Source organism: Lysobacter terrestris (assembly GCF_014489475.1).
GTDB classification, from domain to species: domain Bacteria; phylum Pseudomonadota; class Gammaproteobacteria; order Xanthomonadales; family Xanthomonadaceae; genus Agrilutibacter; species Agrilutibacter terrestris.
The window spans coordinates 202,997-216,893 of sequence record NZ_CP060820.1; the positions used below are offsets into that span (position 1 = coordinate 202,997).

Here is a 13,897-nt window from a genome sequence, read left to right on the forward strand (position 1 = left end):
AGGCTGATCCGCCGACCGCTCCGCGGACTCCCGGAAACAAAAACGCCGCCCGGAGGCGGCGCTTTTGTTCAAACCTAGTCGGAACTCAGTCCGCCGATTCCGTTGGCAACCCGTCGGTCGAGGCCACCGGCACCACGCCGGCCAGCACTTCGCCTTCCTCGCCCTCATCGTCGAGCGAGGCGTCCAGGCGTTCGATCGCCTGCAGCGACTCGTCCGCCGCCAAGCGCATCAGGGTCACGCCCTGGGTATTGCGGCTGACCTGCGAGATCTCCGCGGCGCGGGTACGCACCAGCGTGCCGCCGTCGGAAATCAGCAGCACTTCGTGGTGGTCCGACAGCTGCACCGCACCGACCAGCTGGCCGTTGCGCTCGGTGGTCTTGAGCGCGATCACGCCCTGGGTACCACGGCTCTTGCAGGGGTATTCCTCGACCGGGGTGCGCTTGCCGTAGCCGCGTTCGCTGGCGGTGAGGATGTCGCCATCGCCGTCGACCACGATCAGGCTGACGACCTTGGCGCCACCGGTGAACACGGCCTCGTCGCCCTCGCCTTCGCCCTCCACCTCTTCGCCGGCCGCCAGGCGGATGCCGCGCACGCCGGTGGCGGTACGGCCCATCGAACGGACTTCGCTCTCGGCGAAGCGCACGGCCTTGCCGTTGCTGGCGAACAGCATGATGTCGCGGCTGCCGTTGGTGAGTTCGGCGTTGACCAGCGCATCGCCATCGTCGAGGTTGATCGCGATCTTGCCCTTCTGCAGGCGGAAGGCGAACTCGGTGAGCGGGGTCTTCTTCACCGTGCCGTTGCGGGTGGCGAAGAAGACGAACTTGCCTTCCTCGTACTCGCGCACCGGGACCACGGCCTGGACCTGTTCGCCGGCTTCCAGCGGGATCCAGTTGATGATCGGGCGGCCGCGCGCGTTCGGGCCGGCGTCGGGCAGCTGGTGCACGGACAGCCAGAACACACGGCCGGCGCTGGTGAAAGTCAGCAGCGTGTCGTGGGTGTTGACCAGCCACAGCTTGTCGATGAAGTCCTCGTCCTTGGTCGATGCCGCGCTACGCCCGCGTCCGCCGCGCTTCTGCGCGCGGTAGGCGCTGACCGGCTGGCGCTTGGCGTAGCCGGCGTGCGACAGCGTCACGACCACATCTTCCGGCGCGATCAGGTCGAGGATGTCGAGATCTTCCTCCGAAGCGCGGATCTCGCTGCGGCGGGCATCGTTGAACTCTTCCTTGAGGTTGCGCAGCTCGGTTCGGATAACTTCCAGCAGCACGGCCGGGTTCTCGAGGATCTCGATCAGGCCGCGGATGGTTTCGAGCAGCTGCTTGTATTCCTCGGTCAGCTTGTCCTGCTCCAGCCCGGTCAGGCGGTGCAGGCGCATTTCGAGGATCTGCTGGGCCTGGACTTCGGTGAGCTGGTAGCGGCCGTCGATGAGGCCGACGCCGTGCGGCAGGTCTTCCGGACGCGAGGCCTCGGCACCGGTGGCGGCCAGCAACGCGCCGACCAGGCCCGCCTCCCACGTGCGCGCCAGCATGCGGTCGCGCGCTTCGTTCGGGTTCGCCGAAGTCTTGATCAGCTCGATCATCTCGTCGATGTTCGCGAGCGCGACCGTCAGGCCTTCGAGGATGTGCGCGCGCTGGCGAGCCTTGCGCAGCTCGAAGATGGTGCGGCGGGTGACCACCTCGCGGCGGTGGCGCACGAAGGCTTCGAGGATCTGCTTGAGGTTCAGCAGCTGCGGGCGGCCGTCGACCAGCGCCACCATGTTGATGCCGAACACCGACTCCATCTGCGTCTGCTGATAGAGGTTGTTGAGCACCACTTCGGCGGATTCGCCGCGCTTGACCTCGATGTAGATGCGCATGCCGTCCTTGTCGGACTCATCGCGCAGCTCCGAGATGCCTTCGAGCTTCTTTTCCTTCACCAGCTCGGCGATCTTCTCGATCAACCGGGCCTTGTTGACCATGTACGGGATCTCGGTCACCGCGATCGCTTCGCGGCCGGTGTCCTCGTTCACTTCGATCTCGGCCTTGGCGCGCATGCGCACGCGACCGCGACCGGTGCGGTAGGCGAGCTGGATGCCGCCGACGCCGTTGATGATGCCCGCGGTCGGGAAATCGGGACCCGGGATGTACTGCATCAGGCCGTCGATATCGATCGTGGGATCGTCGATCAGCGCGATCGTCGCGTCGACCACTTCACCGAGGTTGTGCGGCGGGATGTTCGTCGCCATGCCGACCGCGATGCCGGCGGAACCGTTGACGAGCAGGTTCGGCACCCGGGTCGGCATGACCGTGGGTTCGAGTTCCTTTTCGTCGTAGTTGGGCTGGAAGTCGACGGTTTCCTTGTCGATGTCCGCCATCAGCTCGTGCGAGAGGCGCGACATGCGCGCTTCGGTGTAACGCATCGCCGCGGCGGAGTCGCCGTCGATCGAGCCGAAGTTGCCCTGCCCGTCGACCAGCATGTAGCGCAGCGAGAACGGCTGCGCCATGCGCACCAGGGTGTCGTACACCGCGGTGTCGCCGTGCGGGTGGTACTTACCGATGACGTCACCGACGATACGCGCCGACTTGTAGTACGGCTTGTTGCTGTGCGCACCGAGCTCGTTCATCGCGAACAACACGCGGCGATGCACGGGCTTGAGACCATCGCGGACGTCGGGGAGCGCGCGCCCCACGATCACGCTCATCGCGTAATCGAGGTAACTGCGGCGCATCTCGTCTTCGAGGTTGACCGGGATGATTTCCTTGGCGAGTTCTGCCATTCGGGTTCCGTCTGCTTGCGGTGAGCGGACCGTCGGACGCAAGACACAACCTGCCCCGAGCGGGCGTGTTCTGTGGCTCGCTCACGGCGGCTTCAAAGGACGTTAAATCCTACCATGAAACGGGGTTTCACGGCGCCGGGATTCCCACACAGAAACAGCCACTTACAGGCGATTTTGGCCGTGATTTGGAAGCCGCTGCGGCGGGCCGGTCAAACCCCCTTCGCGGCCGGGCTCGATCAGCCCCCGAATGCGGCCTTCATGGCGGCCGCGTCCGGGCGCTCGATCACCCCCTGCTCGGTCACGATGGCGTCGATCAGCTCGTGCGGGGTGACGTCGAAAACCGGGTTCCAGGCGCCGATGTCGTGGGCCGCCGTGCGCACGCCACCGATGGCGAACATCTCGCCCGGGTCGCGCTCCTCGATGTGGATGGCGTCGCCGTTGGGCGTGGCCATGTCGACCGTCGAGGACGGCGCGGCGACCATGAACCTGACGCCGTGGTGGCGCGCGGCGATCGCCAGCTGGTAGGTGCCGATCTTGTTGGCGGTGTCGCCGTTGGCGCAGATGCGGTCCGCGCCGACGACCACCCATTGCACGGCGCCGGTCTTCATCAGGTGCGCGGCTGCGGAATCGGCGATCAGGGTCGGCTCGATGCCGTCCTGCTGCAGCTCCCACACGGTCAGGCGCGCGCCCTGCAGCCACGGGCGGGTCTCGCCCGCGTAGACCTTGTCGATGCGGCCCTGGGCGACGCCGGCGCGGATCACGCCCAGCGCCGTGCCGAAGCCGGCCGTGGCGAGCGAGCCGGTGTTGCAGTGGGTCAGGACCCCGCTGTCCGGCGCGATCAGGGCCGCGCCGAGCGCGCCCATGCGGCGGTTGGCCGCCAGGTCCTCGTCGTTGATGGCCTGCGCCTCGCGCGCGATCACGTCGCGCCAGTCGGGCCCGGCCGCGCCCAGCACGCGGCGCATGCGCGCCAGCGCCCAGGCCAGGTTCACCGCGGTCGGGCGCGCGTCGTTGAGTCGTTGCATCGGCGCTTCGAGCTTGCGCGCAGCTTCGGCGCCGTCGGCCGCTTCGATCTTCATGCCGGCCAGGACCACGCCCCAGGCGGCGGCGATACCGATGGCGGGGGCGCCGCGGACAGTCAGTGAATGGATTGCGGCCGCGACTTCGTCGCTGGTTCCGCAGCGGACGTATTCGACCTGGAACGGCAACTTGCGCTGGTCGAGGAGTTCGAGGGCATCGCCGGTCCAGCGGATCGGGCGGATGCGGTCGTAGCGGTCGAAGTCGAAGGTGGCGTTCATGGGCCAATTCTAACCGCTGGGTTCTGGTAGCCGCGGGCTTGGCAACGACGCCGTGAACCAGTCGCGTCGCCTGGAGATACCTCCCTTGATCGTCATCCCGGCGCAAGCCGGGGATCCAGCTGTTGCTTGTCGTTGACCCGGCGAGGTCAAAGGCTGGATCCCGGCTTGCGCCGGGATGACGGGATACCCTTGTTCGCGCTTGCCTTCCTCAGGCCCGCGCGAAATCGAACGCCAGCACGTCGGCGATGCGCGTCGTCCCCAGCATCGCCATCATCAGCCGGTCGACGCCCATGGCCACGCCGGCGCACGCGGGGAAACCGGCGGCCAACGCGTGCAGGAGGTTTTCGTCGCGAGGCGGCTGCGCGTCACCGCGCTCGCGACGGCGCTGCAGGTCGCGGTCGAAGCGCGCGCCCTGCTCTTCCGCATCGGCGAGTTCGTGGTAGCCGTTGGCCAGTTCCAGCGGCCCCAGGTACAACTCGAAACGTTCCGCCACCGGCACCGCGCCGTCGTCGCGGCGGATGCGCGCGAGTGCGCATTGCGACGCGGGGTAGTCGTACAACGCCAGCAGCTGGTCGCGCGGAAACGCCGGCTGCAGGCGGTGCGTCATCAGCAGGTCGAGCCAGTCGTCGCGGGTCAGGCCGGCTGGATCGATGACCACATCGCCCAGCGCATTGCGCAGGTCGGCTTCGCTCGCCGTCGCCGGATCGAGGCCCAATTGCTGGCGGTAGAGATCGTGGTAGCTCACCAGCGTGAGCTGCGCGCCGCGCCCCACCAGGGCGAGGGCCGCGTTCACCAGTGCCGCGGTTTCCTCGATCAAACGGCAATGGTCCCAGCCGAGCCGGTACCACTCCAGCATGGTGAATTCGGGGTTGTGGCGGCCACCGGCCTCGCCATCGCGGAAGACGCGGCCCAGTTCGTAGCAATCGCCGAAACCGGCGGCGAGCAGGCGCTTGAGCGGGTATTCGGGCGAAGTGCGCAGCCAGCGCGTACGCGGCGCGCCGTCGGTGCGGCCACTGAATTCCAGCGAGAACGAAGCGATGTTCGGATCGGTGTTGCCCGCGCGCGATAGCACCGGCGTTTCCACTTCCACCACGCCGCGCTCGGCGAAGAACGCGCGGATCGCGGCGTTCAATCGCGCCCGCAGGTGGAGCGTCTCGAACGAAGCCGAGGGCTGCCAGGAAGTACTCACTGCCCGTGCTCGGCCAGGAACGCGAGCAACCGCGCTTCGTCCCAGATCTCGACGCCCAGCTCCTGCGCCTTGGCGAGCTTGGATCCCGCGGCTTCGCCCGCAACCACGAACGACGTCTTCTTCGACACGCTGCCCGATACCTTCGCGCCGAGCGCTTCAAGCCTGTCGCACGCCTCGTCGCGCGACATCGCGGCAAGACCGCCGGTCAGCACCACCGTCTGCCCCGAGAGCGGGCCTTCGCTGGCGCGTTGCGGCGCACCTTCCTTCCAGTGCACGCCGTTGCCACGCAGGGCGGCGATGACTTCGCGATTGTGCGGCTCGGCGAAGAAGTGGGCGATGCGCGCGGCGACGACCGGGCCGACGTCCGGCACCGTCTTCAACGTGTCGACGTCGGCGGCCATGATCGGATCGAGCGCACCGAAGTGCTTGGCCAATGTCTTCGCCGTGGATTCGCCGACATCGCGGATGCCCAGCGCGAACAACAGGCGCTCCAGCGTCGTGCTGCGGCTGGCATCGATGGCAGCGACCAGATTCTCGGCCCAGCGCGTGGCGACCTTGCCGGCCTTGACCGTCGACGGCGTGGCATCCGCGGCGGCGTCGGCACGACGCTTCATCTCGAGGAAATCCTCGAGCGTCAGGCGATACAGGTCGGCCACGGTGTGGACGTAGTCGAATTCCACCAGCGCCGCGATGAACTGCTCGCCCAGGCCGTCGATGTCCATGGCCCGCCGCGAAGCGAAGTGGAACAGCGCCTGCACGCGCTGCGCCGGACAGAACAGGCCGCCGGTGCAACGCGCGACGACCTCGCCTTCCTCGCGCTCCACCGCCGAGCCGCAGGCGGGGCATTGCGCCGGCATCTCGAACGGCGGATGCAGCGGATGGCCCTTGGCATCCAGCGGCCGGCGCTCTTCGATGACGCGGACAACCTCGGGAATCACGTCGCCCGCACGGCGGATGATCACGGTGTCGCCCTTGCGCACGTCCAGGCGCGCGACCTGGTCGGCGTTATGCAGCGTGGCACGGGTCACGGTGACGCCGCCGACGTGCACCGGATTCATCAGCACCCACGGCGTCACCGCGCCGGTGCGGCCAACGTTGACCTCGATGGACTCGACGGTGGTGGCTTCTTCCTGCGCCGGATACTTGTGCGCGATGGCCCAGCGCGGCGCGCGCGAGACGAAGCCCATCGCGCGCTGCTGGTCGTAACGGTCCAGCTTGTAGACGACGCCGTCGATGTCGTACGGCAGGTCGTCGCGCAGGCCGCCGATCTTGTCGAAATACGCCAGCAGGCCTTCGGCACCGCGCGCCGTCGTCACCTGCGGGCTGACCGGCAGGCCGAAATCGCGCAGCAGGGCGAGCGTCTGCGAATGGGTCGGCGGCAGCGTCAGGCCGTCCACTTCGCCCAGCGAATAGGCGAAGAACGCCAGCGGACGCTGCGCGGTGATGCGCGGATCGAGCTGGCGCAACGAGCCGGCCGCGCCGTTGCGCGGATTGGCCAGGGTCTTTTCGCCGTGTTCGCGCGCCCACGCGTTGTACTTCTCGAACGCGGCGCGGGGCATGTAGACCTCGCCGCGCACTTCAAGCACTTTGGGAACAGGCCCCCCGCGCAGGCGCAGCGGGATCGCCTTGATCGTGCGCAGGTTCGCGGTGACGTCCTCGCCGGTCGCGCCGTCGCCGCGCGTGGCGCCGCGCACGAAGGCGCCGCCTTCGTAGCGCAGGCTGATCGCCAGGCCATCGAGCTTCGGTTCGGCGGAAAACATCGGCTCGAAATCGCCGGTTTCCTTGCCGATGCGGGCCACGAATTCGTGGATTTCCTCCGCGCTGAACGCATTGGCCAACGACAGCATCGGCACGGCATGCCGCACTTCGGCGAACTTGCCCGACGGCAGGTCGCCGACGCGCTGGGTCGGCGAATCCGCGCTCGCCAGTTCCGGGTGCGCCGCCTCCAGCGCTTCCAGTTCTCGCAACAGGCGGTCGTACTCGATGTCCGGGATCGTGGGATCGTCGAGGACGTGGTAGCGGTAATTGGCGTCTTCGATCTGCTGGCGCAGCTCGGCGGCGCGGGCGGCGGGCTGGGTGGCGCGATGGGTCACGTGCGGTCCTGCGCTCGTTGTTTCAGCGATCCGCACATTGTAGTGCCGAGCCTGCTCGACACAGTGATCGCGGCGTACCGCAAGCGCGTGCCGGGCGAACCCGGCACTGCGTTACCAGCGACCCGGACGGGTCAGCGGCGGCGCTTCGCGCTGGCGGTCGTAGGCGCGCAGCTCGTCGCGGATGTGGGCGATGCGCTGGCGGCCGAGCGCGTTGCGCGACTCGTCCAGCACCACGCCATCGAGCAGTTCGGCCATGCGCTGCGCGGTCGGCAGCATGGTTTCCCACGCATCCAGCGCCGGCACCGACGCCGGTAGGGTCAGGAAGAACGCGATCGCCGGCGTCTCCATCGACTGGATGCTGGCCATGTCGAAGCTGCCCGGCTTCATGATGTTGGCGACGCTGAAGACCGGGCCGCGCTCGGGATGGTTGTCGATCAGGCGGTGGAACACGCCCATGTGGCCGTAGGTGAGACCGGCCTTCTCCGCGGCGACGACGATGTCTGGGCCGAGCAGCTTGGAACCGGCGCGGGCGGCGAGGTACAGCGTCACGATCTTCTCGTAGGTCTCGTCGCCGCGCTTGCCCAGGTCGCTGTTGGCTGACGACACGGCGGCCGGCTCGGCCGCCAGTTCGAGTTCGGGCTGCGTGGCGCGCTCGTCGTAGTTGTCGACGGGATCGGTGACGATTGCCTGCGCCCCCAGCGTCGGCTCGGTCCGCGGCGCGAAGGCATCGGCGATGCTTTCGCGCGGCACCCGCTTGCCCTGCTCCTGCTTGCGCGGCCTGCCGAAGAAGACGATCGCGCCGATCAGGATCAGGCCGGCAACGGCGATGGCAATGCGCAGCAGGGTGATGTCGGACATCGTGTCAGGGCTCCCTTCGTGGTCGCGATGTTAGGCGGCGCCGGCGAGGCGCGTGGCTTCGGCGAGGTCGACGGACACCAGGCGGCTGACGCCCGGTTCGCGCATGGTCACGCCGGACAGCTGTTGCGCGGCTTCCATCGTCGCCTTGTTGTGGGTGACGAACAGGAACTGCACCTGTTCGCTCATCTCGCTGACCATGTTGGCCAGGCGGCCGACGTTGGCTTCGTCCAGCGGCGCGTCGACTTCGTCCAGCAGGCAGAACGGCGCGGGGTTGAGACGGAAGATCGCGAACACCAGCGCCACCGCGGTCATCGCCTTCTCGCCGCCCGAGAGCAGCGAGATGTTCGACACGCGCTTGCCCGGCGGGCGCGCCATGATCGTGACGCCGGTGTCGAGCAGGTCTTCGCCGGTCAGTTCCAGGTAGGCGTGGCCGCCGCCGAACAGGCGCGGATACAGCTCCTGCACGCTGGAATTGACGCGGTCGAAGGTGTCCTTGAAGCGGCCGCGGGTCTCGCGGTCGATCTTGCGGATCGCTTCTTCCAGGGTTTCCAGCGCGGTGGTGAGGTCGGCGTCCTGGGCGTCGAGGTAGTCCTTGCGCTCGGCGGCTTCGGCGTGTTCCTGGATCGCGGCCAGGTTGACCGGCTCCAGGCGGCGCAGCTTGCCGTCGAGGTCGGTGACGACCTTTTCCCAGACCGACGGCTCGGCGTCGTCGGGGAGCGTGTTGACCACGTCCTCGATGACGAAGCCGGCCTCGACGATCGCGGCGCTGAGGGTTTCGGCCTTCAGCACCAGCGCCTGCTGTTCGAGGCGGCGCTGGCCGATGGCTTCGCGCTGCGAGATCGCCTGCTCGTCACGGGCGTGACGGGTCTGTTCGAACTGGCGCAGTTCGTTGTCGATGCCGTCGACGGTGGTGCGGGCGGCGGTGAGGTTCTGCTCGACCAGCACGCGCTGTTCCAGCGCGACCTGGCGTTGTTCTTCCAGCTGGTGCACGGGCTCGTCGCCTTCGGCGAGCTGCTCGACCAGTTCGCCCAGGCGTGAATCGAGCTGGCCACGCTGGCCGCCCATGCGGTCCAAGGCCTGCATCAGGCCAGCGATCTGGGCGCGCTGGGTTTCGACCGAGAGCAGCAGCGCCTGCGCGGCATCGCGCGATTCGCGCGCCATGGTGCGGGACTGCTCGCGGGCGTCGAACAGCGCGCGGCGTTCGGCGTCGAGTTGCTGGCGGGTGTCTTCGTGCTCGGCCATGCGCATGACCGCCTCTTCCTGGCGGGCACGGGCTTCGCTGGACTGCTCGCGCGCGCCGTCGAGGGACGCGGTGAGCTGGGCCAGTTCCGCGTCGATCTTCTCGATGCGGTTGCGCGCGTTGTCGAGGCGCCCCTGCTGGCTCTGCAGCTGGCCGGCCAGTTCGGACACGCCGCGATGGGCCATGTACAGCGCGCGCTGGGCGTCTTCGCGGTGCTGCTCGGCGGCAAGCAGGCGATCGCGCCAGGCGGTGATGCCGCGCTCGAGTTCATGCTCGCGGTGCTGCAGTTCTTCGATCTGCGCGCGCAGCGTCTGGATCTCGCGTTCGCGCAGCAGCGCGCCCTGCTTGGCCGCGCCGGAGCGCAGCACGCGCACCCAGCCGGCGCCGAGGCGTTCGCCGGTGCGGGTGATGATGGATTCGCCCTCGCCCAGCTGCGGCAGCAGTGCGCGCGCGTCGGCCAGGGTTTCGGCGGTGTGCAGCTTGGCGAGGATGCGGCGGATCGCGATCGGGCCGGTGACCTTCGAGGCCAGCGAGGTCGGCGCGAAGGCAACGGCGTCGTTGTGCGGATCGACCAGCGCAAGACGGCCCTCGCCGAGATCGCCGATGGCATCGACCAGCGCCTCGGGCGCTTCGACCAGCACGCCTTCGATCAGCTGGCCGAGCGCGCTTTCGACGGCGTTTTCCCAGCCCTGCTCGACCACGAGCTTCTCGCCGACGCGGGCCGCGTTGTCGAGGCCGCGCTGGCGCAGCCATTCGCTGGCGGCACCCTGCTCCTGGCCCAACGCGGCGTGCTGCAGGGTTTCCAGCGAGGACAGGCGGCCGCGCGAGGTCTGCGCCTGCTTGCGGACTTCGGCCAGCTCGGTCTGCGCGGCGCGCTGCTGGTCCTGCAGCTCGGTCAGCGCGTGCTTGCGGGTTTCCAGCTCGGTGCCGAGGGTGTCGAGCGACTCCTTCTGCGTGTCGTGCTGTTCCTGCAGGCCGGCGAAGGCATCGGCCAGCGCGGTCAGGTCGAGCGCGGCACGCTCGGTGGTCAGCGATTCGCGGCGGCGATCGGCGTCGAGCGCCTGGCGATCGAGGCCTTCGATGCGGGTGCGTTCGACGTCGGCCGCACGGGCGGCTTCGCTCTGAGCACGCGTGTGCGCATCCCAGCGTTGCTGCCAGTCGTTGAGCCTGGTTTCCGCCTCGCGCAGGGCGTCCTGGCGGGCGATGTCGTCCTCGCGCAGCTGCTCCAGGCGCGGTTCGGCGTCTTCGATGGCGTTGCGCAGCACGTCGAGCTTCGACTGGTCGCTGCCGATGTGCGAGGCGATCTCGGCCAACTGCGTCATCGCCTCGTCGCGGGCGCGCTGCAGGCGCGTGGACATCTCGCGCTGGTGCTGGATCTGCTGTTCGATGCGGGCCAGCGCACCGCCGACTTCGTAGCTGGCGGCCTGGGCCTTGTTGAGGGCCTCGGCGGCGTCCTCGCGGCGCACGCGGCCGGTTTCGATCTCGCGCTCGGCTTCACGCTGTTCGGCGATCAACTGCTGCAGGCGGGTTTCCTGCGAGCCCAGCTTCTCGCGCTGGCTCTGCAGCTTCTGGTCGAGGACGCGGTGTTCGAGCGCCTTCCACTCGGCGTCCTTGACCTTGCGTTCGGCCTGGATCGCCTGGTACTGCTCGGCCTGGCGCGCCTGGCGCTTGAGGTGTTCGAGCTGCTTGCCGACTTCCTCGCGCAGGTCGTTGAGGCGGTCGAGGTTCTCGCGGGTGTGGCGGATGCGGGTCTCGGTTTCCTTGCGGCGCTCCTTGTACTTGGAGATGCCGGCGGCTTCTTCGAGGTAGACGCGCAGTTCCTCGGGCTTGGCCTCGATGACCTGCGAAATCATGCCCTGCTCGATGATCGAGTAGCTGCGCGGGCCCAGGCCGGTGCCGAGGAACAGGTCGGTGATGTCGCGGCGGCGGCACTTGGCGCCGTTGAGGTAGTACTGGTTCTGGCCGTCGCGGCTGACGGTGCGCTTGACCGAGATTTCGTTGAACGCGGCGAATTCGCCGCTGATGGTGTGGTCGGAGTTGTCGAAGATCAGTTCGACCATCGCCTGCGACACCGGCTTGCGCGCCGAGGAACCCGCGAAGATCACGTCCGTCAGCGAATCGCCGCGCAGGCGGCTGGCCGAACTTTCGCCCATCACCCAGCGCACGGCGTCGATGATGTTGGACTTGCCGCAGCCGTTCGGACCGACCACGCCGGTCATGTTGGTCGGCAGGTGCAGCGTGGTCGGATCGACGAAGGACTTGAAGCCGGACAACTTGATGGTGGAAAGACGCATGCGACGCGGGTGCCTCTGGCGGGGGCGTTGCCGCCTCGCCTCTGGGTACTGAAACAGATTAGATAATTCGCCTAAGCCATTGATTCAGCTAGACGATCGCCGGGCGAAAACCCGGACCCACGGGCGAGTATAGCGGGCGGACTACGGCGTGACAGGGGGCGGTGCAGCAGAACATGCGACCCCTTCCGGGCGCCAGGTGCGCTGGGGATCCCGGGCGCGCTGCGCGCACCCGGGCTACGGCGTGCCGGCTTCCTGCGGCGTGCGCGCCCGGATCGCCAGGGCGTGGATGTCGGTGGTCATCAACTCACCCACCGCGGCATAGACGGCACGGTGGCGGGCGATCGGGCTCAGGCCGGCGAAGGCGCCGCTGACCACGTCCACGCGGAAATGCCCCCGGCCGTCGCGGGCGCCGGCGTGGCCGGCGTGCTTGTGGCTCTCGTCCTCGATCTCCAGTGCCATCGGGGCCAGCGTGGCCTCGATCGCGGCGCGGATCGCGCCGACCCGCTCTTCCCGCGGCAGGCTCACGGCAGGACCCGCTTGAACGGGCGCACGTCGACCCGCGCATAGATGCCAGCGGCGACATACGGATCGGCATCGGCCCAGGCACGGGCCTCGTCCAGCGAGCCGAACTCGGCCACCACCAGGCTGCCGCTGAATCCGGCCGGGCCCGGGTCTTCGGCATCGATCGCCGGGCACGGACCGGCCAGCATCAGGCGTCCCGCGTCGCGCAGCGCGGTCAGCCGGGCCAGGTGCGCCGGGCGCGCGGCGAGCCGCTTGGCGAGGACATCCGGGCCGTCATGGCCCTCGATCACGTACCACATGCCTTCATTCATCCTGTGCGCAGAGTCGAAGAATTGTAGCCGCGTGCGGAATCGATCCTGACCGGAGCAGTCGTCGCGCTGGACACACCCCCGCCCCGCCCCGTACCCTTGGCGACAACTACCTGAGGCCGGAAGCAGCGGCCGTCGCGGCAGGACTCCCACACCGCCGCCACAACGCACCTCGAAGTGCGTCGCTGCACCCACCCGGCCCTCGCCCGCAATCCACTTCGTCGACACCGCCCCGCCCTGCGGGTGCGCCGGTTGAAGTCCATTCGGGCAATGGGATCAAGCTTTCGACGTAGCTGTCCGTAGCACCTTGCGGTCGCGTCTCGCAGGCCGGGCCATGCCCGCGCCGCCGGCGCCGCCGATGTCGTAGCCAATGCCAGGGCCCGGAGGGGCCGGCTTCGAATGACCGATGAAGTAAACAGCGGCGATGTAGACGGCGGCGGCAGTGCGCCTGCTGCGCCGGAAAACAACCACAACAACACCCGTCCGCAGCAGCAGGAAATGCCGCTGGCGATGGTGCTCGGCCAGCCGGTGCTGCAGATCCCGCAGGACCTGTACATCCCGCCGGACGCGCTGGAAGTCATCCTCGAGGCCTTCGAGGGCCCGCTCGACCTGCTGCTGTACCTGATCCGCCGGCAGAACCTGGACATCCTCGACATCCCGGTGGCGGAGATCACCCGCCAGTACGTCGAGTACATCCAGACGATGCACGAGATGCTGCGCTTCGAGCTGGCCGCCGAGTACCTGGTGATGGCCGCGATGCTGGCCGAGATCAAGTCGCGCATGCTGCTGCCGCGCGCGCCGACCGAGGAAGGCCTGGAGGAAGACCCCCGCGCCGAACTGGTCCGCCGCCTGCAGGAATACGAGCGCTTCAAGAAGGCCGCCGAGGACATCGATACCCTGCCCCGGCAGGACCGCGACACCACGCCGGCTTCGGCCTTCGTGCCCGACCGCGCCAGCGTCAAGCTGCCGCCGCCGGTGGATCTCAAGGAAATGCTGCTGGCCCTGCACGACGTGCTCAAGCGCGCCGAGCTGTTCACCCAGCACGCAATCAAGCGCGATGCGCTCAGCGTGCGCCAGCGCATGGGCGACCTGCTGGAAGCGCTCAAGGACGGCGTGTTCCACCGCTTCGAATCGCTGTTCACCGCCGAGGAAGGCAAGCTCGGCGTGGTGGTGACCTTCCTCGGCCTGCTCACCCTGGCCAAGGAACAGCTGGTGGAAATCGTGCAGGAAGGCCCGCTGCAGCCGATCTACGTCAAGTCGCTGGCGCTGAACAAGGACGGCGCCGAGATCGAACTGAGCAGCGAGTTCGACGAACCCGCCGCGAACGACGACGCGCGGGCGTGATC

Annotated in this window: 9 protein-coding genes; 1 reads left to right on the top strand and 8 read right to left on the bottom strand. The window is 68.3% G+C overall.

Features of this window, described 5'->3' with window-relative positions; genetic code table 11:
- Nucleotides 1-85: 85 nt before the first annotated feature.
- The 8 genes from gyrA to H8B22_RS00950 form a co-directional block, all read right to left on the bottom strand.
- Nucleotides 86-2,752 carry a DNA gyrase subunit A gene (gene gyrA / locus H8B22_RS00915; RefSeq protein ID WP_187712297.1) on the bottom strand — a complete coding sequence of 889 codons (2,667 nt, stop codon included), beginning with the start codon at nt 2,750-2,752 and terminating at the stop codon, nt 86-88.
- 236 nt (nt 2,753-2,988) lie between these two features.
- On the bottom strand, nt 2,989-4,047 hold the full coding sequence (gene mtnA / locus H8B22_RS00920) for an S-methyl-5-thioribose-1-phosphate isomerase (RefSeq protein WP_187712298.1): 1,059 nt from the start codon (nt 4,045-4,047) through the stop codon (nt 2,989-2,991).
- 208 nt (nt 4,048-4,255) lie between these two features.
- Nucleotides 4,256-5,236, bottom strand: coding sequence for an EF-P lysine aminoacylase EpmA (gene epmA, locus H8B22_RS00925; RefSeq protein ID WP_187712299.1), 981 nt, complete (start codon nt 5,234-5,236; stop codon nt 4,256-4,258).
- Nucleotides 5,233-7,329, bottom strand: a complete 2,097-nt coding sequence (gene ligA / locus H8B22_RS00930) for an NAD-dependent DNA ligase LigA (protein ID WP_225876233.1) — start codon at nt 7,327-7,329, stop codon at nt 5,233-5,235. Before ligA ends, epmA begins: the two co-directional genes overlap by 4 nt.
- 111 nt (nt 7,330-7,440) lie before the next feature.
- Nucleotides 7,441-8,187, bottom strand: coding sequence for a cell division protein ZipA (zipA, locus tag H8B22_RS00935; protein ID WP_187712300.1), 747 nt, complete (start codon nt 8,185-8,187; stop codon nt 7,441-7,443).
- Between the two features lie 30 nt (nt 8,188-8,217).
- A complete protein-coding gene (gene smc, locus H8B22_RS00940; RefSeq protein ID WP_187712301.1) occupies nt 8,218-11,721 on the bottom strand; it encodes a chromosome segregation protein SMC in 3,504 nt (1,167 codons plus the stop codon).
- Nucleotides 11,722-11,955: 234 nt separating this feature from the next.
- The gene (locus tag H8B22_RS00945) at nt 11,956-12,246 is read right to left on the bottom strand and encodes a BolA family protein (protein WP_455423536.1); all 291 of its coding nucleotides are present in this window, start codon (nt 12,244-12,246) and stop codon (nt 11,956-11,958) included.
- Nucleotides 12,243-12,542, bottom strand: coding sequence for a YciI family protein (locus H8B22_RS00950; protein WP_187713461.1), 300 nt, complete (start codon nt 12,540-12,542; stop codon nt 12,243-12,245). Before H8B22_RS00950 ends, H8B22_RS00945 begins: the two co-directional genes overlap by 4 nt.
- A 507-nt stretch (nt 12,543-13,049) precedes the next feature.
- On the opposite strand from H8B22_RS00950, the gene H8B22_RS00955 reads away from it, so the two are divergent.
- The gene (locus tag H8B22_RS00955) at nt 13,050-13,895 is read left to right on the top strand and encodes a segregation and condensation protein A (protein WP_407060831.1); all 846 of its coding nucleotides are present in this window, start codon (nt 13,050-13,052) and stop codon (nt 13,893-13,895) included.
- The last annotated feature ends 2 nt before the right edge of the window (nt 13,896-13,897 follow it).